Here is a 19,687-nt window from a genome sequence, read left to right on the forward strand (position 1 = left end):
AGGACTGATCCGCCTGAAGGAGCTCCGCCATGGTCACCGCTCGTCTCGCGAGGCCGATCGCGCTCGCGGCCGCCCTGCTCGTCCTCGCCGGCTGCTCGGCGCAGCCCTCGACCGGCCCCGCCTCGACGGGGGCCGGCACGCCCTCATCGACGGTGCCCGCGGTCTCGACCTGCGTCGCCGACCCTTCGGCCGTCGTGGCGCGCACCGCCGACCTGCCGACCTCGGCGCTTCCCGACGACCTGACCGCCACGATCGACAAGACCGCGCAGGCGGCCTTCGCCCAGACCTCGGCGAAGGGCGCGGTCGTGGCCTTGCAGTCGCCGAAAGGGCTGTTCCTCAAGGCCTACGGCGTGGCGGATCCTTCCTCCGGCGCCCCGATGACGACCGACATCTACCAGCGCGTCGGGTCCATCACGAAGCCCTTCACCGGAACGCTGACCCTGCAGCTCGCAGCCGAGGGCAAGCTGAGCCTCGACGACCCCATCTCGAAGTACGTCGACGGCGTGCCGCGCGGCGGCGAGGTCACGATCCGCATGCTCGCGGACATGAGCAGCTCGGTGACGAGCTACACGAAGGACGAGGCCTGGCAGAAGATCTTCTTCTCCGAGCCCGACAGGGTGTGGAAGCCGGAGGAGCTGCTCAAGGCCGGTCTGAGCCTGAAGCCGCAGGACTTCGCGCCCGGAACCGCGTTCGACTACTCGAACACCAACACGATCCTGCTGGGCTTCGTGATCGAGAAGGTGACGGGCAAGAGCTACCAGGACGTGCTGGCGGAGAAGATCCTCGGCCCGCTCGGCCTCACGCACACGATCTTCCCGGCCGGATCCCCGGCGTTCCCGGATCCGCACGCCCAGGGATTCACCCTGCAGGGCGGGCACGGCACCCCGGAGAAGCCCGCGAACACGACGAACTGGAACCCCTCGTGGGGCTGGACCGCCGGCGAGCTGATCTCGAGCCCGCAGGACCTGCTGAAATTCGGGCGGGCCGAGGCGACGGGGGCGGGGCTCGTGGCGGCGAAGTACCAGATCGAGCGGCTCACGTCCTTCCGTGAGTTCAACGGGCCGGGCAACGGCGGGTACGGCATCGGCTGGGGCTGCCAGAACGGCTGGGTCGGTCACACCGGCGAGCTGCCCGGCTACAACACCGCGATGTTCTACAGCACGAAGGACGACACCACGATCATCGCGATGGTCAACAGCGACATCCCCTCCGGCGACTGCCCGAGCGACGCCAGGACCCTGACCGACAACCCGACGGACCTGCCCTGCAGCTCCCCCGCGACCCGGATCTTCCAGTCCCTCGCGCAGGAGCTCGGCACCCCCTTCGCCCGGCAGAAGAAGTAGGTGAGCGGGCCGGGCGCGTTGCGGGCGGGCGCTTTGCGGGCGGGGCGCTTTGCGGGCGGGGCGCGTTGCGGCCGGGCGCTTTGCGGCCGGGCGCGTTGCGTCGACGCCCCCTCTGAGCGTCGGCGCCCCCTCGCAGCAACGTCAATACAGGGGGGCGCGGATGCTGCGAGGGGGCGTCGGCTCGCCCGGCTGGGATAGCGTGGCGGCATGAGTGGCTACGACGTGAGCGAGATCGGCGGCATCGACACCTGGGGTGTCGCGGAGGGCACCGGGAAGAGGTTCGTCGACGGCGAGGCGGCGCGGTACCTCGGGATGTCGGTGAACGCGACGGATCCAGGAGCGAGCTCGCCGTTCTGGCACCGGCACGACCGCTTCGAGGAGCTCTACGTGTTCCTCGACGGGCGCGGGCAGATGGCGCTCGACGATGACGTGGTCGAGGTGCAGTCGGGCACGGTGGTGCGCGTCGCGCCCGAGACCTGGCGGGCCGTGCACAGCGCCGCGGACGCCGAGACCCCGCTGAAGTGGCTGTGCCTGCGCGGGGGCGGCGACAGCCTCGCCGCGATCGGACGCGACGGCGAACTCGACAAGGAGCGGACGTTCCCGTGGACGGCGTGAGCGAGGACGTCTCCATCGGGGGCGAGGGCATCCGGCTCGGGCAGTTCCTGAAGTTCGCGGGGCTGCTGGACTCCGGCGGTGACGCCAAGGAGGCGATCATCGACGGATACGTGCGCGTGAACGGCGAGGTGGATCGTCGCCGCGGTCGGCAGCTCGTCGACGGCGACCACGTGACGTACGAAGGACGCACGGTGCGCGTCCGCCCCTGACGCGGTGCCGCGCGGATGAGCCGAGAACACAGCTGTTGCGCCGCTCCTCGTCTGCGCGGGGACTCAGCGCGCCATTCCGAAGAACACCAGGAGCAGTCGTTCGACCTGGGTCATCTGCTCGGCGGACAGGCGACCGATCCGCGCATCGACGTTCTGCCTGCGCACGGTCGTGGCCTTGTCGATCATGACGTCGCTCTCCTTCGTCAGGCCGGAAAGCTCGCCGGGGCTGATCCTGACTCTCAGCAGCGGAGCATCGATCAAAGCACCGGTCAACGGCAGCACGGTCACGGATGCCGTGCCGGCGAACAGGTCGTCTTGGATGATCAGGGCCGGCCGAGGCTTCGACGCGTACACACCGCCGGCCACAGTCCAGAGCTCGCCGCGGATCATTCGTCATCCCACTCGGCCGATACGGCTTCGATGAAGGCCTGCTCCTCTGTCGCCGATGCCGCACTCGCGATCAACGCGGCCTGTCGTTGCGCCTCCCCCGCGAACGACGCGCTGCGGACGTCGGGCACCCAGACCTGTATCGGACGGAAGCCCCGCTCGCGCATTCGCCGCCGATACTCGCCCACCCGCTCGTTGACGCCCATGTCCCCCATCGTTACATGTAACGGATCGCGGGGCAATGACGTGACCTTCATCACGATGCGGCTCGTGCGACTGCGGACGATGACTTCGACTGCGTGCGCTCTGTCATGACCCCATGATCGATGGACGAGGCTTCCACGGGGCCACGGTGCACGCAATCGGTGCGCAACGGGCTGACGTCGCGATCTGTGTGGACCGAACGGCCCGCGCTCGACCGATCGGTGCTCGACCCTGACCGATCGGTGGATCCCCCGGGCGCCGCGTCTGAGGACGCTGGAGGCATGAACAAGACACTCCCCCTCACCGCCGGCAGCACCCGCGAGACCGCCCGCCGCGCGGCCTTCCGTCCCGTCCTGCTGCTCAGCGGGGCCTTCGTCACCGTCAGTGCCGCCATGATCGCCTACCTCGGCGTCGCGAGCGCCGCCGGGATCGGCTTCGACACCGCGATCTGGATCCGCTGCTCCCTCGTGCTCGCGAGCGCGATCGTCGTGCTGGCGATCGCGGTCTCCGCCGCCCGCGGATCCCGCGGCGCCTGGGTGCGCCTGCGGATCGTGAGCCCGATCATCGTCGCCGCCGTCGTCGTGATCGTCTCCATCCCCGGGTTCCTCCCCGACTGGGTGCGTCTCGAGCAGGCGGTCTGCGGACTGCTCCTGCTGCCGGTCGCGATCCTGGTGAACCTGCCCCGCATGGGCGCTCATTTCCCGAAGACGGCGTAGGGTCGGGCCGTGATGGACTCGCGCTGGCGGAGCGTGCTCGCGGTCACCCCGTACGTCGTGCTGGGGCTGCTCGTCGCGTTCGTGACACCGGTGCAGTGGGGGCAGTGGTCCCGGCTCGGGCCCACGCTGGCGCTCTGCGCGGCCTACGGGCTCTGGGTCCTCCTGATGCGCACCCTGCCGTTCCGCTGGCGCGATCGGCCCGTTGCGATCGCCGTGTTCCTGACCGTCGCGATCGCACTCAACCTCCTGCTCGTGCTCCGCGAGGGCACGTTCGGATTCCTCGCGATCGCGACGTTCTCATTCGCGTACTCGCTCGTCGACTGGCCGTGGGAACTGCTCCCCGTCGCGGGGACCGCGGTCGTCGCGGGCCTCGCGCAGAGCTCCGGATTCCGCGCGGATCCGGCCGGCGTCGCAGGGACCATCGCGGTCATCCTGCTGAACGTCGTCGTGATGTGCGGGCTGTCCTTCGGCCTGCATCGCGCCGAGCAGACCCTGCACCGCACGGCCGTGCAGGACGAACGTGCCCGCCTCGCCCGCGAGATCCACGACACGCTCGCCCAGGGCTTCACCGGCATCATCACCCAGCTGCAGGCCGCCGAACAGGCCTCAGACGACGCGATCCGCCGCCGCCACACCGAATCCGCCCTCGCCCTGGCCCGCGACGGGCTCGCCGAGGCGCGCCGCTCGGTGCAGGCCCTGCGCCCCACCGCGCTCGAGCAGACCTCGCTTGCCGACGCCCTCTCCGGTGTCGCGCGCGCGTGGTCGGCGCGCACCGGCGTCCCCTCCGCCGTCACGGTGACCGGAACGGCGCGCCCGCTGCCGACCGAGACCGAGGTCGCGCTGCTGCGCATGGCGCAGGAGGCCCTCGCGAACGTCGAGAAGCACGCCGCGGCGAACAGGGTGACGATCGCGCTGCGGACGGATCCTGCCGGGGTGCGCCTCGAGGTGCGGGACGACGGCCGCGGCTTCGACCCCGTCGAGCGCCTGCAGAACGCCGCAGCGGGATCCGGCGGCTACGGACTCATCGCGATGCGGGAACGGCTGGAGTCCTCCTCTGGCTCCCTGATCGTCGAGGCCCGCCCCGGGCGCGGCACCCTGGTGCGGGCGGAGGTCCCGGCGTGAGCGCGCTCACCCTGCTCGTCGTCGACGACCACCCCGTCGTGCGGGACGGCATCGTCGGCATGGTCGGATCCGCAGAGGGCATCGAGGTCGTCGGCGAGGCCTCGGACGGCGCCGAGGCGATCGCGCTGGCCGAGGTGCTGGCGCCGGACGTGGTGCTCATGGATCTGCGGATGCCCCGGATGGACGGCGTCGCGGCGCTGCGGGAGTTCGCCCGGCGCGGCATCGCCAGCCGGGTCGTGGTCCTGACCACGTTCGACGCGGACGCCGACGTGCTGCCGGCGATCGCGGCCGGCGCCACCGGATACCTGCTCAAGGACGCATCCCGGGATGAGCTCCTGGCCGCGATCCGCGGGGCGGCGGCCGGCAAGACCGTGCTCTCGCCCGAGGTGGCGTCGCGCCTGGTCGGCCGTGTGCGCGCCCCGGAGGCGAGCCTGCTCACGCCGCGCGAGCTCGAGATCCTGGGCCTCATCGCCGATGGCGCGACCAATCGCGCCGCGGGAGACCGCCTGCACGTGAGCGAGGGCACGGTCAAGACGCACCTCCTCAGCATCTACGCCAAGCTCGGCGTCGGCGATCGCGCCTCCGCGGTCGCCGAAGGATTCCGACGGGGACTGCTCGACACGACGCGCTGATGGCATCCACGGGACGGCGGCCGACTGGGACAGGCGACTGGATATCGGAGTTGCCACATACGGGTAGATAGTCACTGGTTGGCGAACGAGGGCGTCAATACCCGGTCTGGACCTCGCGCGAGGGGTCGGCAGGACCATGACACCTGGCTCTAGCGCGAATCCCATGGGGGTGGCGCGCACTGCAATGCGCGCCACCCCCATGTTGTGTTCGGTCAGATCAGCGGGTTGTCGAAAGGTCTACAGATCGACCTGTGACGCTGCTTCCCAACTCGATCCAGGCGTTGGCCCCGTTTCGCTCTGGCATGCAGAAGGTGCCAAGGCCGTTGTTCCAGCAGAGCTTCGCATAGTACGGGCCCGTGTAGAAGTTGCCGCGATTCGGCCAGGTACCGCTCGTGACGCCGAGGTTGAAGTCATAGTTGAGAGCGGGTGGGCGGCCATACCAGGTGCCCACTGAGGTGAGCGTACGACTTGAGATGCCGCCGCCGGCGGCTCGCAGTAGTCCGCTCATCTCGGAGTCGGTCAGGCTCTGAACTGAAGTGATGTCGCCGGAGTTCGGATCGACCTGGATCTTCTTCGGTGCATCACTGCGCAGGACTTCCAGTTCAATGGTCGACAGCTGATCAAGGTCGCCAATGGTCGGAGCGTCCGATGCGAACGCAGGGGCGCCTAACATTGCGACAATAGCCAAAGCTGCGGCGGAACCCGCCAAAGCCAAGCGAATTTTCTGCATTAGTTTCCCTTTTCATGGGTGGCCTAGCTCGTTTGCTAGGACTATTTGATTTGCAGTTTTGCAGGTTGCGGTTTGATTCTGCTCGCGTAGACTCCCCCACAAGTACCTGTCCGACTGGAGGCCTGCATTATGACCCTTGAAGGCAAGACAACGAGCATTGTGCACAAGAAGTTGACCCCGTATCTCGCCGTAGTCTTTTTGGTGGCGACATTGATTGCAGCAGCCATTTCCGGATATTTCAACGGCACGGTCAATGGTGATATTCCGTTCCCGGCCACCGGTGCCGAACAGGCACATTACGACAGCGGCCGGATGTGGATGATCGTCGGATTGGTTTCCGCGCTCTGCGCCGTGGTCGCTTTGATCATTTGGAGTGCGCGCCGCGCTCGCAAGTCAGCAGGCTGGGCTGCAGTCGGGGTCATCGCAGGTCTCGCGGTCGGATCTGCGATGGTCTTTTATGCGTTCTACGCCTGGGGCCACACCATCGGTATCTGATGCCAGTCGAGCAGTCGCGGGGCAGGCGCTTCGGCGCCCGCCCCGCAGTCTGTCGTTAGGGATTGCACTTGGTGATGGGATTGCCCTGAAGGGTCCAGTGGATGTTGTCTCGCCAAGATTCCATGTCGTAGGTCGCTCCACCGCCGAGCCATCCGTAGTTCACGTGGCAGATGAACTGGTTGTCGATGGTCGCTGTCACTTTGTAAGCAAGTGATCCGAGTTTCGCTTTAAGCTCGGCGACGTGGGCGTAGTGGGTGTCGATTCCGCGATAGAACTCGCCCCAGGAAGTCGGAACAGCGTGGACGACATACTGAGATCCGCCTTGGTTGGTCACCCAAGCAGAGGCAACGAGGTCGTGCCCTGCCCATGGGTCCGCCACAACGGGATAGGCATCAGCGGGGACACTGGACAGATCCACGTGCTGACGGACCGTGTTCGCCTCCGTGACCTCGAACCGTGTCGGGATGTCGTTGCCCTTGGAGTCCCGCGCCCACGGTGTCGCGAGACCGCCCTTGAAGGTGCCGTCGGCGGCGGTGAAGACTACCGAGCCGTCCTCGAGCACCTTCGCGCGCGAGTCATCGGACGTGAGGGCCTGGAACTCGAACACGTCGCCGGCCGCGGGCGAGTCGATCACGATCGCGATCAGGGCGCTTCCGCCGTCCATCAGCACCGGCTGATATTCAACGCCCAACGTTTCCTGTGGGGCGACCAGCGACAGGGTCCCTGAGTCCGACTTGATCGTGATTGCCTCATCCGAAACCGTAGCGACCGCATTGTCCGAACTTGTGGAGAGCGCAGTCTCCGGTGCCACAGCATTTGCGACGTAGTCGGGCGCGACGCTACGAAACGTCGACAACGCGTCATCGGCGGTTCCGTCATCCGCGATCGCCATACCCGGAATAGCTGCCATGACCAACCCAGCGGCCACGGAAATCGAAAGAATTGCTGTACTCGATTTCTTCACAATCACCCTCTCGTATCTTTCGCTCCAAAAGGAATTGCTCGACCACTCGCACCTGACATTCTGTCAGTCGCGTCGCGGTCGCCCCCCGTTGGTTAGGAAGCTACTGAATCCCCTGCGGCTTGCCAATGTGCTCCAGCATCTTGACCCCTGAAATCGCCCGGCAGTATCGTAAGCAGGTTGAGGATGTGACGATAGGCACGCACGGCTCCCCGATGCGGATGTTGGGTGTGTACTGTCGAGGCATGGAATGCGGAGGCGCAGGCTCGCCGGTCGATCCCCGCGTCAGCATTGGAACGTCCATCGCCCGCAGGTCTCGGACCGGGACCAGGCGCGTCCGCGCCGCCGCCCTGATGAGGGCTTTCTTCTCGCTCGCCCTGTACTGCGCGCTATCTCTCATCCCGCTCGGCACGGCTCAGGCAGAGGACGCCTCAGCCGAAGTCGGGGCTGTCGCGTTCGCACGACAGTCACGTCTACCGAGGAGACGAGCTGACGCAGAAGAAGGACCGCTCACCGATCTGGAACTAGCTCACCGGCGTCGAGCACAAGCCCGCGCGTTCGGGGCGATGCTCCGAAAGGCCCGCCTCCTCAAAGGGGTGTCCCAGGAGCAGTTGGCTTTGGAAGCCGGAATCACCGTCTACACGTACGGTGGCCTCGAACGCGGACACACGCCTCGAGGAGGCGAGGTCAACCCCACCATGGATACGGTGATGCGAATCATCCACGCACTCGACATCGACATCGAGCTCAAGTTCCGCTTCGCGGACGGCCCGTAGCCCGGCTGTCCGAAACGCACGCCAGCATGTCACAAAGCCCCCAGAGCTGGAGGTTGCTCGTGCGTCTTGCGATCGCAGATCCGCCGTTTTCTCAGGCGTGCGAACCGGTGGTGTGGATCCAGTCGCGGTCACCGCGGCGCCCGACGGCCGGGCCTAGTCCTCGCGTCGCCCCTCGACCGCCGCGAGCGCGTCCCGCGCGCCGCGCGTCGGGGCGATCCGCACGAGTCCGCGGTAGAGGCGCAGCAGCGCTGCCCGGTCGGTCACGCCGGTGCGAGCGCGGTCGCAGTGCACGGACTGGATCGCCGCCTCGAGCTGGAACCGCCCGGGCTCCGCTCCCCCGGCGACGCCGGCGAGCCTCGCCGCACGGTGCAGCAGCGCCTCGCCCTCCGCGATGAGCGCGCGGTCCCACAGGGCAGGATCCTGCTCGTCCAGCGCGGGCCAGGGATCGCCGGTGCGCGCGGGCGCGCGGGACTGGGCGAGCGTCAGCAGCGCCGCCAGCCCCCACGCCTCCGGGTGCGTGTCGAGCAGGGTCGCGGTGAGCACGGCGAGCCAGCGCGCCTCATCGGCGAGCGAGGTGCGCACGTCGTCGTGCCGGTCCAGCCAGTCCAGCGCGTAGGCCCCGTAGATCGCCTCGAGCACGGCGGTCGTGCGCGCGGGCATGTCGGCCCGGGTGGGAAGGGCGAAGGGGATCCGGGCGTCGCGGATCTTGCGCTTCGCCCGCACGAGACGCTGCGCCATGGCCGCGGGCTCGACGTCGAAGGCCCGCGCCACCTGGGCGGCATCGAAGCCGAGCACGGCCTGCAGCATGAGCGGCGTGCGGATGCCCTCGTCGATCGCGGGGTGGGCGCACGCGAACAGCAGTTCGAGGCGCCGGTCGGGGATCGCCTCGCCGCGCTCGACGAGGGCGGCGACGTCCATGCCGGGATCGACGTCGCCCAGGGCGTCGTCGAGCGGGGCGCTCGTGCGGCGCGCCGCGGAGCCCCACACGTCGCGCAGTCTGTTGCGGGCCACGGTGAGCAGCCATCCTTCCGGGTTGTCCGGCACTCCGACATCGGGCCAGGTGCGCAGCGCACGTTCGAGGGCGTCGGCGAGGCAGTCCTCGGCGAGCGCGAGATCCCCGCTCCCGGCCGAGAGGAGTGCGACGAGCCGCCCGTAGGAGGCGCGGACCGCGCGCTCGGTGGCGGTCCGCGCCTCCTCGGCCGTGCTCATGTCGCCTCCTGGCTTTCTCGGATCCGGCGGGTCTCCGTCGCGGCGATCGGCACCGCGACCGGATGCGCCTACCGGACCGGTGAGGCTCCCTGCCACGCGCCGTCCGCGAAGCGCGTCGCCACAGGGCGCACCTCGACCGCGCCCCACTCGACCGACGGCGCCTTCGCGGCCCACGCGATCGCGGCGTCGAGGTCGTCCACCTCGATCACGAAGCTGCCGCCGAGCTGCTCCCTGGTGTCGGCGAACGGCCCGTCCTGGATCACAGGCCGGCCCTCGCGCACGCGCACGGTCGTGGTCGCGGTCGACGGGTGCAGCACCTCGGCGCTGCGCAGCACGCCCGCCTCGTCCAGGGCCTTGGCATAGACGTCGAAGGCGCGCATGCCCTCGGCGAGCACCTCCGGTCCGAGCTCCTCGGCACTCATCTCGGGGTACTGCAGCAGAAGCGTGTAACGCATGATCCGTCCTTTCGTAGGTATCGACATCATGGTGACGATCGAAGGATCCGCCGATCGACATCCTCCTCCGCGGCGGCGCGGATCGGGAGGGCGAGGATCATTCCCCGTGCGGCCAGGGCGGCATCGACTCCAGGAGCTCGTGCAGCAGACCCGCCGCGGCCAGCAGGGCGACGCTGCGGCGGGTGAGATCCGCGAGCCGCTGCTGCAGGATCCGCTGCGCATCGCCGCGGTTCCCGTGCGCGCGGACCTCCTGGAGGATGCTCCGGATCGCGGGGATCCCGTATCCGCCGGCACGGAGGGCAGCGGCGATCCGCGCCTCGGTCACGGCGAGCGCGCCGTAGCTCCTGGCACCGGAGCCGCCGGAGCCGCCGGAGCGCGTCGTGCGGACGAGCCCCTCCCGCTCCCAGTGCCGAAGCGCGGAGGCGCGCACGCCGAGGGCCTGGGCGAGCTCGCCGATCGTCATCGCGTCGCGGTCGTCGAAGTCCTCCGCGGCCTCGATCAGCACGGTGTCGAGCGCGCGGAGCGCCTCGTGCACCCTGCGGCGCTCGAGGGCGAGGTCGCCGTGCAGCTCGTCGATGCGGGCGGCCGCGGCGTCGACCGGGCCCTCCGCGAGCGCCGGCAGGAGGGTCCTCGCGGCGACCGGACCGATCGCGGCGGCCAGGGCGCGATACGCGCGGGCCGCAACCACGTGGCGGGCGCCGTAGCGACGGTAGCCGTTGGGGGCGCGCGATGCGGGCGGGAGCACGCCGAGCCGCTCGAGGTCGCGCACCTGCTGCGGGGAGTATCCGGCGAGCCGCCCGACGTCCGTCGTGGACAAGAGCTCTGGAGGGTTGGTGACCATCCCGTCCGATAGATCCGCGCCTTCCGGGTGCATAAGTCCACATAAGCACGTCAACCTCACGATGGAGGGATGGAGATGCAGCAGATCGTGGATCATGTCAGGGCGTTCGACGGCGTCCTCGTCCTCGCCCCGGAGCCCGGAGGGCCTTTTCCCGAGATCGCGTGGGGTGACGCGTTCTTCTACTACGCGCCGGACGGCGCCGTGCCGGAGCGCACCCAGCCCTACGGCACGATCGTCACGAAGGACTATCCCGACGACAGGGCCTCCGCACTGGATGCGCCCGATCGCTTCCGGGTCAACATCCATGTCGGGCGGGAGCGCGCCGCTCAGCTTCCGCTCGGAGAGGATCCGGCCGCGAGCGACGCCCTCGCACCGCACCCGCAGTACGGCGACGCCGGGTGGGTAAGTGCGGTGAACCCCGGATCCCGGACGGCAGCGCTGGTCCTCGCGCTGCTGCGCGAGGCGCACGACGCCGCACGCACCCGCACGGAGCGCCGGGGCGGGGGCGGGCGATGAGCCGAGCGCTCTCGGCGCAGGCGCTGTCCGAAGAGGACCGTCGCCTCGTGGCGGAGCGGGCCGCGGGCTGCGCCGAGCATGTGCTGTGGCTGTTCGAGGCGGAGGCGCCGGACGACGAGCGCCCCCACGACGCGATCGCCCGGGCGCGGGCCTTCTCCCGCGGCGAGCTCGACGCCGCGGGAGAGATCCGGCGCCGGTTCGTCGCCGGCCGCGCCGCGCACGCCGTCTCCTCGGTCGGGGCGGTGTCCGCCGCCCGTGCCGCGGCGCAGGCGGCGGGCGTCGCCCACATGGGAGCGCACGCCCTGGGGGCCGCGGCCTACGCCGCCCGCGCGGCCGGCGCAACCGCTGCGACCGCCGGGGATCGGTCGGCGGCGGTCGCGGCCGAGCTCGCCTGGCAGCGCGGCCGGATGTCCGACGAGGTCGCGGCCGCCCTGCGCCTGCTGCCCCCGATCGGCACGGACGACGCGGGCCCCCTCGGGCGGGGCCTGCTCGCCTCCGGAGAGCTCGGCTCGAACATCCGCGCGCTTCAGGCGGCACTGGGCTGAGGCGCCGCAGGGTCAGAGCCTGCCGAGGACGTCCCTCGGATCGGCATCGAGTGCGAGCGCCTCCAGCACACCGAGCAGCTGCCGTTCCTCGAAGGCGAAATGGTTCTCCATGATCGCTCCGACACCGTCGAGGTGGCGTTCGAGGTCCTCCGGGGGGACTCCGCCCTCCGCGGCCGCGGCCAGCGCCGTCAGCAGCACGTCGATCATCGCGTGATCCTCCGTGAGCGCGCGCAGCACGGGAGCCAGCTCCGGGTGCGCGGCCTCGATCGCCGGGAAGAGGGCTCGATCCTCGCCCCGGTGGTGCTGGTCGAGGGCCGTGCAGAATCCGCGGCAGTGCAGCAGCAGGTCGCGACCCCGTGCCGGCGGATCCGATCCGTGCACCTCGGCGCGCACGATGCGCAGGGCTTCGCGCAATCGCGCGTGCGCCTGTCGGAGTTCGCTGCTCCAGGCGATCAGCCTGGTCGTCTCGCGCTCAGTCACGCGAGAGCGAAGGGTGGGACGAGAACATCGTCACGCTCCTTCCATCCGGCGCCTCCATGCCTGACACGGTCTGCCACCGGCACGCGACGCTCGGGCCAGTGTACCCGGCGCGATCGCGACGCCCGTGGGCGGCGGGCGTAGGGTGACAGCGGAGCCACCGGACGCAGAGGAGATGCGATGTTCGGAGAGAAGCGACGCGAGGAGAAGCGCGAGGAGGCGGCGCTCGCGGAGGCGAAGGAGCAGGCGGCCGCCGCGGTCGAGGAGAGCGAGACGGACGACGCCTCGTTCGAGCCCGACGAGCAGCTCGAGGAGCAGGAGGAGCCGGACGCCGGCGACGTCCGCCGCTGACCAGGGCTCACCCGGATCCGGCGTCCGAAACCGTCGTCATCGGAGACGCTCTCCTCAGCCGAGGACGACGCTCGCCTCGGACGTGTACGCCGAGAACGTCAGCGACTCCTGCGCGTAGAGCCGGATCCCGTCCGCGTCGTGCGAGAGGTAGCCGATCGCGACGTCCTGGCCGAGCGTGAGCGCGTAGTCGCCGCCGCGCATCGTGAGCACGATCGCGCCGTCGAGCGCGGGCGCGAACACGATGGCGCCGTCGTCGCCGACCAGCCGCTGCAGGTGCTCGTGCACGGGGTGGCCGTGATCGACCGTCTCGGAGGCGGCGGTGTAGAGCTCGGCCGACAGCAGCAGCGCGTACGGACCCTGCACACCGACCGTGCGGAGCGCCGTGAGCGCCTGGGCGACGGCCGCCGGCAGCTCACGCGGATCGGCCGCGAGCGGGATGCGCGCGTTCGAGCTGCTCGCGACGATGCCCTGCACCCCCGCCGCCGCGGAACCGGCGAACACGAGCGTGTCCTCGGCGGTCGCGAGCGCCTCCACCGCGTCCTTCACCGGCTGCCAGTCGGAGTCCTGCGCGCCGCGATCGACGTCGTCGACGGCGGCGCGGGTCACGGTGAACTCAGCACGCAGCTCGATGAGCGGCTGCACCTGCCGTCGCCGCGCCTGCACGGCGGCGGCGGCGGCGGCGGGAGAGTCGATGGGCTCGACGTGCCCCGTGCCGACGGCCGACAGCGCCGTGCCGCCGGGTGCGGGCACGTCGACGACGCGGCGCCCGGCGATCCGGGTGATGAAGGTGCGGCGCGCCTCATCGTCGATCTGGTCCCATGCCGCCGAGGAGATCGGCGCGAGCGTGCGGTGGAGGTTGTCCATGTCTGCGACCTTTCGCTGTCTGACCGTCAGTTCTCGCCGGATCCGCGAAGTCCGCCGATGCCCAGATCGGCCGGCTCCGCCGAGACGGCGTCGCCGTCGTCCGTGACCACGGGGTCCACGGAGGCGGCGGGCCCCGGCCCCGGGGGCACGTCGTCGAGGAAGTCCACCGTTGGCACGAAGAAGAGCGATCCGGTGCGTGCGGTGGAGAAGTCCAGGATCCGGTCCGTGTTGCCGGGAGGGTCGCCGAGGAACATGTTCCGCAGCATCCGCTCGATCACATCCGGATCGGCCGCATAGCCGATGAAGTAGGTGCCGAACTCCCCGGTGCCCAGCTCGCCGAACGGCATGTTGCTGCGGAGGATCTGCCGCTCGGTGCCGTCCGGGTCCACGATCGTGTTGAGGTGCACGTGCGAGTTCACGGGCTTGACCGCATCGGGCATCTCGATGTCCTCGAGCTTGCTGCGGCCGATGACCCGCTCCTGCTCGTGCACGGGCAACTCGCCCCAGGAGGTGAGGTCGTGCGTGTACTTCTGCACGATGGCGTAGCTGCCGCCGGCGAAATCCGGATCCTCGTCGCCGATGAGCACCGCCGCCGTGGCCGCGGATCCCTCCGGGTTCTCCGTGCCGTCGACGAAGCCGAGCAGGTCGCGCTCGTCGAAGTACTTGAAGCCGTGCGTCTCGTCGACGACATCGGCATGACCGCGGAGTCGGTCCACGACCTGGCGGCACAGCTCGAAGCACACGTCCATGTGGTGCGCGCGCACATGCAGGAGCAGGTCCCCCGGCGTCGCGGGCGCGACGTGGCGGGGGCCGTGCAGCGCCTCGAAGGGGTGCAGCCCCTTCGGTCGCGGTGCGCCGAACATCCGGTCCCACAGCAGCGCGCCGATGCCGAGCACCGCGTCCAGGTGGTCGGTCGGGGTGCGGAACGACACCGACCGGGTGATCCCGGACAGGTCGGCGAGCAGGTCGCGGACGACCTCCTCGCTGCCTTCGCGCACGGTGAGCACGAGGAAGAGAGCGGCGCGCGCGGGTGGTGCGACGACCTGCTGTGTGACCACCGGATCCGTCCCCTCCGCGCGCGCGTCGGCGGCGCACGGTCAGCCTGTCACGGGCGGGCATCCGCTTCAAGTTCCGCGGGGACGGAGGTCATCCGCGGCGCGGTCGCGCCGGACGCCGACATGCCCGGCCGACATAGCGAGGTGACCGACAATGGGCCTGGCCCCTTCCCCCGACCGAGGACCTTCGTGAACGACTCCCTGAACGCCCTGGGCCGTTACGTGCGCGCACGGCGCGGCGTCGTGCAGCCGGAGGAGGTCGGTCTCGTCAGGCAGCCAGGGAGACGCGTCAGCGGGCTCCGGCGTCTCGAGGTCGCGGAACTCGCCGGCATCAGTGCCGAGTACTACCTGCGCATCGAGCAGGGGCGCGTGGGGCGCCCGTCCGAGCAGGTGCTCTCCTCCCTCGCCCGCGCGCTGCGCCTCGACGAGGAGTCGGTCGCGCACCTGCAGCGGCTGGTCGCCGGCCACCCGCCGATGAGGAGCGCCCCCAGCCCGGAGATCACGGAGCGCATCGCCCGAACGCTCTCCCGCTGGTACCGCACCCCGGCGTACATCTCCGACCCGCATCGGGACATCGTCGCCTCCACCGCCCTGGCCGCGGCCCTCGGGCACGGCGGACTCGCCGTGGGATCCAATCAGGTCGCCGCCCTCTTCAACGCGCGTATGAAGAGCACCCTCGTGGAGTGGGAGGCGATGACGCGTTCGGCCGTGGCGACCCTGCGCAGGGATGCGCATCCGGACTCGCCGCGACTGGCCGAGCTCGTCCGCGAGCTCTCGTCCGATCCGGACTTCGTCCGCATCTGGGAACGGCACGACGTCTCCGGCCCCGAGGACACGACCTTCCACATCGCCATCGAGGGTTTCGGCGACGTCGCGATCGATGCGCACAACTTCGCCGTGCGGAGCCTCGCGGGCTACCAGCTCACCGTGCTCTCGGCCCCTCCGGGCGGGATCGCGGAGACCCTCTTCGCCGGCCTCGCGGCATCCGTCCCGCTCTCCGCAGAACCGATCACCACCCCGCCCCGGCGAGAGGGACCGTCCGCCGGAGGGTAGTACTGCGCGGGCCTCCCTCCCTCGTTCCGTCCGGGCATATCGTGTGGTCGCGGACTTGCGTCGACCTCGTCGCCGCAGGCCGCACCCCCTCCCCAGGAAAGGACACACGATGCCCTACATCACCACGCCCGACGGCACCGAGATCTACTACACGGAGCTCGGCGAGGGCCGCCCCGTCATCTTCAGCCACGGCTGGCCGCTGAGCTCGGACGCCTGGCAGAAGGAGCTGAAGATCTTCGCCGACGCCGGATACCGCGCGATCGCGCACGATCGCCGTGGTCACGGCCGCTCGTCCCGCACCTACCACGGCAACGACATGGACACCTACGTCGCCGATCTCGCCTCGCTCGCCGAGCAGCTCGACCTGCAGGACATCCTCCTCGTGGGCCACTCCACCGGAGGCGGCGAGGTCGTCCGCTACGCGGCCACCCGCGGCGCCGGGCGGGTGTCCAAGGTCGCGACGGCCGGGGCGGTGCCCCCGATCATGCTGCAGTCGGCGACGAACCCCGAGGGCACTCCGCTCGAGGTGTTCGACGGCATCCGCGCGGGCGTGCTCAACGATCGCTCGCAGTTCTACAAGGACCTCGCCGAGTCGTTCTTCGGGTTCAACCACCAGCCGGAGAAGCGCTCGCAGGGGCTCGTCGACGACTTCCAGCGCCAGGGGATGATGGCCGCCCTCAACGCCGCCTACGACTGCGTGAAGGTCTTCTCGGAGACCGACTTCACCCAGGACCTGCAGGCCCTCGACGTCCCGATCCTGCTCGCGCACGGCGACGACGACCAGATCGTCCCGATCGCGGCCGCGGCGGAGAAGGCGATCACGCTCGTCTCCCAGGGGACCCTGAAGGTCTACCCCGGTGCCTCGCACGGGATCTGGGGCGACTACCAGGTCGCGCTGGACGACGACATCCTCGCGTTCTTCGCGGAGTGAGGTCGACGGGTGGCGAGGAGCGGATCCGCTCCTCGCCACCCGGCATCCGTTCCGGCGCTCAGGCGGTCGACTCCGCCTCGGCCGGGGCGATGCGCACGAGCATCTTGCCGGTGTTCGCGCCGCGCATCATGGCGAGGAACGCGTCGACCGTGTTCTCGATGCCGTCGACGATCGTCTCGTCATAGGCGATCCGGCCCGCGGCGAACCACGCGGCGATCTTCTCCTGGAACTCGGGCGCGAGCCCGAGGTAGGCCGAGAGCGTGAAGCCCTTGAGCATCAGGCCCCGGGTGATGACGTTCGCGAGGTTGTCGGGGCCCGGAGTGCGATCGGTCGTGTTGTAGCCGGCGATCGCCCCGCACAGAGCCGCCCGCCCGCCGTCGTTGAAGGCGTCGAGCGCCGCCTCGAGGTGATCCCCGCCGACGTTGTCGAAGAACACGTCGATGCCCTCCGGTGCCGCCGCGGCGAGCTGCGCCCTCACGTCGCCGTCCTTGTAGTCGAACGCGGCGTCGTAGCCGTACTTCTCGGTCAGCAGGGCGACCTTCTCCGGGCTGCCCGCCGAGCCGATCACCCGCCCGGCGCCGAGGAGCTTCGCGATCTGCCCGACCGCGGTGCCCACGGCGCCCGCCGCACCGGAGACGAACACGGTGTCCCCCGGCTTCATCCCGGCGATCGCCGTGAGGCCCACGTACGCCGTGAGCCCGGTCATCCCGAGGATGTGCAGCCGCAGGGAGGAGGAGACGCCGGGGATCTCATCGACGGCCCGGAACGAGGACGCCTCGGCCTGGACCACGTCGGCCCAGCCGTGCTGGTGCAGCACGGCCGTGCCCACCGGCAGCTCGTCGGCGTTCGACGCGACGACTCGGCCGATCGCGCCGCCGGTGATCGTCTCGCCCAGCGCGAAGGGCGGCACGTAGCTGCGCACGTCGTTCATCCGGCCCCGCATGTACGGATCCACGGAGACGAACTCGTTGCGCACGCGCACCTCACCCGGCGCGGGATCCCCGTACGTCACCTCCGCGGTGCGGAAGTCGTCGGGCGTCGGCCATCCGACGGGGCGCTTCACGAGCTGGATCTGAGTGCTGGGAGCAGTGGACATGGAACTCTCTTTCTGGAGGGAGGGGTCGGTGGGGCCTGGCCGGCTCAGAGCACGAGGCCGATCGCCAGGGCGAGGACGGCTGCCGCGGGGAGGAGCCCCTGCTTCAGTGCGGCCGACCGCTTGTCGGGGCTGGACAGCAGCAGCACCAGCGCGGCGCCGGCCATCGAGCCGGTGCCGGCGAACACGAGCCCGGCACCGAGCGCCGACGCGCCGACGAGGACGCCGATGATGCCCGCGACCGCGATCAGGGCCAGGAACAGGTTGTAGAAGCCCTGGTTGAAGGCCATCGCCTTCGTCGCACGCGCCTCGTCCTCGCTCATGCCGAAGGTCGCGCGCACCCGGGGGCTGGTCCATGCCATCGACTCCATGACGAAGATGTAGACGTGGACGAGGGCCGCCGCTCCGGCGAGGATCAGGCCTGCGATCACCATGGGGGTACTCCTTCTCGTGAGGATCTATTCTGTAACGACCTGTCCAATATATACTGGATCGGTCATTACAGAAAGAAGCAGGCATGGCACGCACGCAGGGCTTCGACCGCGACACGGTCATCCGCGCCGCTCGCACGCTGTTCTGGACCGCCGGCTACGAGAGCGCCTCGATCCCCGACCTCGAAGCGGCGACCGGACTCAGCCGATCCAGCATCTACAACGCCTTCGGCTCCAAGCGGGGACTCTTCGACGCCGCCGTGCAGAGCTACCTGGACGAAGTCGTCCGTCCTCGGCTGCAGCCGCTGAAGGCCGATGTCGTCGCACCCGAGGCGATCGTCGACTATTTGCGAGGACTCCACGGCGCCTTCCGCAACCTGGGTTCGATGCCGGCGTCGAACGGCTGCCTCCTCATCAACGCGGCGGGCGCGCCGATCGCCCGCGATCCGCATGTCTCCCGGGTGATCGCGGACTACCGGACGGAACTGCACGACGCGATCGCGCAGGGCATCCGCGCGCGCCAGGGCACGCGACGCGCCGCCGACGAGCCGCAGCTCGCCGACGCGGTCACGAACCTCGTCGTCGCGGCATTCGCGCTCGCCCGCATCGATCCCGCCCAGGCCGCGCAGAGCATCGAGACGGCGGCAGGGCTCCTCACCGTCGAGGCCGACGCCGTCCGCTGACCCCGCCCGCCGACCGCGCGCTCCGGAGCGGATCACCGCAGGGGACGGCCCTCCCCCACCGGGCTCACCGTGCGGGGAGGCTCACAGCCTGTCGAGGCCCTCCTCGCGGCGCTCGTCCTGCGACCCCTCGTCGTCGACGCCGCCGGTCTCCTCGAAGGTCTCGTCGCGGCGATGCTGTCGGCGCTCCTCCTGCTCCTGCCGGTCCTCGCGCAGCTCGTCGTTCTTGTCGTGGCCCATGCGGTCCTCCTCGCCGTCGCGCGCGGCCGCGCGCTCCTGAGTCCAGGATGCGCCTCCCCGCCCCGCGGCGCACGGGTCTCATCGCCCGGGCGGGCCCTCGAGCACCGTGGGGACGTATTCGAGCAGCTGCAGACGACCGTCGAACGTGCGCGACTCGACGAGATCGAGGCGCACATCGGGGTATCCCTCGAAGATCCGGTCCTGCCCCGTCGCGCCGGTGATCACCGGGAAGAGCACGACGCGATAGCGGTCGACGAGTCCCGCGTTCAGCAGGGCGCGGCAGAGCGCGATGCTGCCGAGGGTACGCAGCGGGCGATCCGACTCCTCCTTCAGCCGTCGCACGTAGTCGACGGCGTCATCGCGGACGAGGGTCGAGTTCTCCCACGTCAGCGGCTCGTCGAGGGTGGAGGAGAACACGTACTTGGGGATCGCGTCGAGCACGCCGACGCCCTCCTCCCCTCCCGCGGCGAACGCCGACATGAGCCGATAGGTCGTCGCGCCCATGAGGATCGGATAGTCCTTGTCCGGCGCTGAGCCGAGCCACTCGAAGTACTCCGGGCCGCCCATCCCCCACAGGCCGGGCCAGCCTTCCGCGGCGCCGTAGCCGTCGAGGGAGCAGATGAAGTCGATCGTCAGGGTCTGCATGTCTTCTCCTTCAGCTCCGCCGGGGCGCCGAGGATCTCCGGTGCGATGCGGAGGCTTCGCGCAGGAGTCTAGGCCGGAGACGGCGCGCACGGAAGGCATCCGCGGGTTACG

At 70.0% G+C, this 19,687-nt stretch carries 28 protein-coding genes; 14 read left to right on the forward strand and 14 right to left on the reverse strand.

Going from position 1 to position 19,687, the window contains the following annotated elements; translation table 11 throughout:
• Nucleotides 1-29 precede the first annotated feature (29 nt).
• From B7X32_RS00595 to B7X32_RS00605, 3 genes are all read left to right on the forward strand, one after another.
• Complete coding sequence (locus B7X32_RS00595; protein ID WP_292714457.1) at nt 30-1,343, forward strand: serine hydrolase domain-containing protein; 1,314 nt, start codon at nt 30-32, stop codon at nt 1,341-1,343.
• Between the two features lie 207 nt (nt 1,344-1,550).
• Nucleotides 1,551-1,958 (forward strand): cupin domain-containing protein, encoded by a 408-nt coding sequence (locus B7X32_RS00600; RefSeq protein ID WP_292714459.1) that lies wholly within the window; start codon nt 1,551-1,553, stop codon nt 1,956-1,958.
• Entirely contained in the window at nt 1,946-2,167 is a 222-nt protein-coding gene (locus B7X32_RS00605) for an RNA-binding S4 domain-containing protein (RefSeq protein WP_292714462.1), read from the forward strand. Before B7X32_RS00600 ends, B7X32_RS00605 begins: the two co-directional genes overlap by 13 nt.
• Before the next feature lie 63 nt (nt 2,168-2,230).
• On the opposite strand, the gene B7X32_RS00610 is transcribed toward B7X32_RS00605, so the two are convergent.
• Both B7X32_RS00610 and B7X32_RS00615 read right to left on the reverse strand, forming a co-directional pair.
• Nucleotides 2,231-2,557: a type II toxin-antitoxin system PemK/MazF family toxin gene (locus tag B7X32_RS00610; protein ID WP_292714465.1), complete on the reverse strand. Its 327-nt coding sequence runs from the start codon at nt 2,555-2,557 to the stop codon at nt 2,231-2,233.
• Nucleotides 2,554-2,760 carry an antitoxin MazE-like protein gene (locus B7X32_RS00615; RefSeq protein WP_292714468.1) on the reverse strand — a complete coding sequence of 69 codons (207 nt, stop codon included), beginning with the start codon at nt 2,758-2,760 and terminating at the stop codon, nt 2,554-2,556. The genes B7X32_RS00610 and B7X32_RS00615 overlap by 4 nt, the downstream gene beginning before the upstream one ends.
• Before the next feature lie 279 nt (nt 2,761-3,039).
• On the opposite strand from B7X32_RS00615, the gene B7X32_RS00620 reads away from it, so the two are divergent.
• From B7X32_RS00620 to B7X32_RS00630, 3 genes are read left to right on the forward strand one after another with little or no spacing between them, the layout of a single operon-like run.
• Entirely contained in the window at nt 3,040-3,474 is a 435-nt protein-coding gene (locus B7X32_RS00620) for a hypothetical protein (RefSeq protein ID WP_292714471.1), read from the forward strand.
• Nucleotides 3,475-3,486: 12 nt separating this feature from the next.
• On the forward strand, nt 3,487-4,596 hold the full coding sequence (locus B7X32_RS00625; RefSeq protein WP_292714559.1) for a sensor histidine kinase: 1,110 nt from the start codon (nt 3,487-3,489) through the stop codon (nt 4,594-4,596).
• The gene (locus tag B7X32_RS00630; protein ID WP_292714473.1) at nt 4,593-5,228 is read left to right on the forward strand and encodes a response regulator transcription factor; all 636 of its coding nucleotides are present in this window, start codon (nt 4,593-4,595) and stop codon (nt 5,226-5,228) included. The genes B7X32_RS00625 and B7X32_RS00630 overlap by 4 nt, the downstream gene beginning before the upstream one ends.
• A 217-nt stretch (nt 5,229-5,445) precedes the next feature.
• Here the strand turns inward: B7X32_RS00630 and B7X32_RS00635 are convergent, their stop codons facing one another.
• The gene (locus tag B7X32_RS00635; protein WP_292714475.1) at nt 5,446-5,958 is read right to left on the reverse strand and encodes a hypothetical protein; all 513 of its coding nucleotides are present in this window, start codon (nt 5,956-5,958) and stop codon (nt 5,446-5,448) included.
• Nucleotides 5,959-6,087: 129 nt separating this feature from the next.
• Between B7X32_RS00635 and B7X32_RS00640 the strand changes: the two genes are divergently transcribed.
• On the forward strand, nt 6,088-6,453 hold the full coding sequence (locus tag B7X32_RS00640) for a hypothetical protein (RefSeq protein WP_292714478.1): 366 nt from the start codon (nt 6,088-6,090) through the stop codon (nt 6,451-6,453).
• A gap of 55 nt (nt 6,454-6,508) precedes the next feature.
• Here the strand turns inward: B7X32_RS00640 and B7X32_RS00645 are convergent, their stop codons facing one another.
• Nucleotides 6,509-7,423, reverse strand: a complete 915-nt coding sequence (locus B7X32_RS00645; protein ID WP_292714481.1) for a hypothetical protein — start codon at nt 7,421-7,423, stop codon at nt 6,509-6,511.
• A 557-nt stretch (nt 7,424-7,980) separates the two neighbouring features.
• Between B7X32_RS00645 and B7X32_RS00650 the strand changes: the two genes are divergently transcribed.
• Nucleotides 7,981-8,190, forward strand: coding sequence for a helix-turn-helix transcriptional regulator (locus tag B7X32_RS00650; RefSeq protein ID WP_292714562.1), 210 nt, complete (start codon nt 7,981-7,983; stop codon nt 8,188-8,190).
• Nucleotides 8,191-8,343: 153 nt separating this feature from the next.
• Here B7X32_RS00650 and B7X32_RS00655 read toward each other — a convergent pair whose 3' ends face one another.
• The 3 genes from B7X32_RS00655 to B7X32_RS00665 form a co-directional block, all read right to left on the reverse strand.
• The gene (locus B7X32_RS00655; RefSeq protein WP_292714484.1) at nt 8,344-9,399 is read right to left on the reverse strand and encodes a DUF6596 domain-containing protein; all 1,056 of its coding nucleotides are present in this window, start codon (nt 9,397-9,399) and stop codon (nt 8,344-8,346) included.
• A 68-nt stretch (nt 9,400-9,467) separates the two neighbouring features.
• Nucleotides 9,468-9,854, reverse strand: coding sequence for a YciI family protein (locus B7X32_RS00660; RefSeq protein WP_292714487.1), 387 nt, complete (start codon nt 9,852-9,854; stop codon nt 9,468-9,470).
• A 97-nt stretch (nt 9,855-9,951) separates the two neighbouring features.
• Entirely contained in the window at nt 9,952-10,695 is a 744-nt protein-coding gene (locus B7X32_RS00665) for a MerR family transcriptional regulator (protein WP_292714490.1), read from the reverse strand.
• Between the two features lie 69 nt (nt 10,696-10,764).
• On the opposite strand from B7X32_RS00665, the gene B7X32_RS00670 reads away from it, so the two are divergent.
• Nucleotides 10,765-11,211 carry a DUF6194 family protein gene (locus B7X32_RS00670; protein WP_292714495.1) on the forward strand — a complete coding sequence of 149 codons (447 nt, stop codon included), beginning with the start codon at nt 10,765-10,767 and terminating at the stop codon, nt 11,209-11,211.
• Nucleotides 11,208-11,756, forward strand: coding sequence for a putative immunity protein (locus B7X32_RS00675; protein WP_292714498.1), 549 nt, complete (start codon nt 11,208-11,210; stop codon nt 11,754-11,756). The genes B7X32_RS00670 and B7X32_RS00675 overlap by 4 nt, the downstream gene beginning before the upstream one ends.
• A 12-nt stretch (nt 11,757-11,768) precedes the next feature.
• Here the strand turns inward: B7X32_RS00675 and B7X32_RS00680 are convergent, their stop codons facing one another.
• On the reverse strand, nt 11,769-12,236 hold the full coding sequence (locus tag B7X32_RS00680) for a hemerythrin domain-containing protein (RefSeq protein WP_292714500.1): 468 nt from the start codon (nt 12,234-12,236) through the stop codon (nt 11,769-11,771).
• A 177-nt stretch (nt 12,237-12,413) separates the two neighbouring features.
• Between B7X32_RS00680 and B7X32_RS00685 the strand changes: the two genes are divergently transcribed.
• Nucleotides 12,414-12,584, forward strand: coding sequence for a hypothetical protein (locus tag B7X32_RS00685; protein ID WP_292714503.1), 171 nt, complete (start codon nt 12,414-12,416; stop codon nt 12,582-12,584).
• 54 nt (nt 12,585-12,638) lie between these two features.
• On the opposite strand, the gene B7X32_RS00690 is transcribed toward B7X32_RS00685, so the two are convergent.
• Together B7X32_RS00690 and B7X32_RS00695 are read right to left on the reverse strand one after the other, a co-directional pair.
• The gene (locus B7X32_RS00690) at nt 12,639-13,448 is read right to left on the reverse strand and encodes a family 1 encapsulin nanocompartment shell protein (protein WP_292714506.1); all 810 of its coding nucleotides are present in this window, start codon (nt 13,446-13,448) and stop codon (nt 12,639-12,641) included.
• Nucleotides 13,449-13,474: 26 nt separating this feature from the next.
• Nucleotides 13,475-14,506 (reverse strand): Dyp-type peroxidase, encoded by a 1,032-nt coding sequence (locus B7X32_RS00695; protein WP_292714509.1) that lies wholly within the window; start codon nt 14,504-14,506, stop codon nt 13,475-13,477.
• 186 nt (nt 14,507-14,692) lie between these two features.
• Between B7X32_RS00695 and B7X32_RS00700 the strand changes: the two genes are divergently transcribed.
• Together B7X32_RS00700 and B7X32_RS00705 are read left to right on the forward strand one after the other, a co-directional pair.
• Nucleotides 14,693-15,556, forward strand: coding sequence for a helix-turn-helix transcriptional regulator (locus B7X32_RS00700; protein ID WP_292714511.1), 864 nt, complete (start codon nt 14,693-14,695; stop codon nt 15,554-15,556).
• A 109-nt stretch (nt 15,557-15,665) separates the two neighbouring features.
• A complete protein-coding gene (locus B7X32_RS00705; protein ID WP_292714513.1) occupies nt 15,666-16,487 on the forward strand; it encodes an alpha/beta hydrolase in 822 nt (273 codons plus the stop codon).
• 58 nt (nt 16,488-16,545) lie between these two features.
• On the opposite strand, the gene B7X32_RS00710 is transcribed toward B7X32_RS00705, so the two are convergent.
• Together B7X32_RS00710 and B7X32_RS00715 are read right to left on the reverse strand one after the other, a co-directional pair.
• Nucleotides 16,546-17,583 carry an NADP-dependent oxidoreductase gene (locus B7X32_RS00710; RefSeq protein WP_292714518.1) on the reverse strand — a complete coding sequence of 346 codons (1,038 nt, stop codon included), beginning with the start codon at nt 17,581-17,583 and terminating at the stop codon, nt 16,546-16,548.
• Between the two features lie 44 nt (nt 17,584-17,627).
• Nucleotides 17,628-18,014 carry a DUF1304 domain-containing protein gene (locus tag B7X32_RS00715; RefSeq protein ID WP_292714521.1) on the reverse strand — a complete coding sequence of 129 codons (387 nt, stop codon included), beginning with the start codon at nt 18,012-18,014 and terminating at the stop codon, nt 17,628-17,630.
• A gap of 83 nt (nt 18,015-18,097) precedes the next feature.
• Here B7X32_RS00715 and B7X32_RS00720 point away from each other — a divergent pair, with 83 nt between their 5' ends.
• Nucleotides 18,098-18,694: a TetR/AcrR family transcriptional regulator gene (locus B7X32_RS00720; protein ID WP_292714524.1), complete on the forward strand. Its 597-nt coding sequence runs from the start codon at nt 18,098-18,100 to the stop codon at nt 18,692-18,694.
• A gap of 81 nt (nt 18,695-18,775) precedes the next feature.
• On the opposite strand, the gene B7X32_RS00725 is transcribed toward B7X32_RS00720, so the two are convergent.
• Complete coding sequence (locus B7X32_RS00725; protein WP_292714527.1) at nt 18,776-18,931, reverse strand: hypothetical protein; 156 nt, start codon at nt 18,929-18,931, stop codon at nt 18,776-18,778.
• A 78-nt stretch (nt 18,932-19,009) separates the two neighbouring features.
• Complete coding sequence (locus B7X32_RS00730; RefSeq protein WP_292714530.1) at nt 19,010-19,576, reverse strand: dihydrofolate reductase family protein; 567 nt, start codon at nt 19,574-19,576, stop codon at nt 19,010-19,012.
• Nucleotides 19,577-19,687 lie beyond the last annotated feature (111 nt).

Origin of the sequence: Microbacterium sp. 13-71-7 (assembly GCF_002257455.1) — a bacterium.
Taxonomy (GTDB): domain Bacteria; phylum Actinomycetota; class Actinomycetes; order Actinomycetales; family Microbacteriaceae; genus Microbacterium.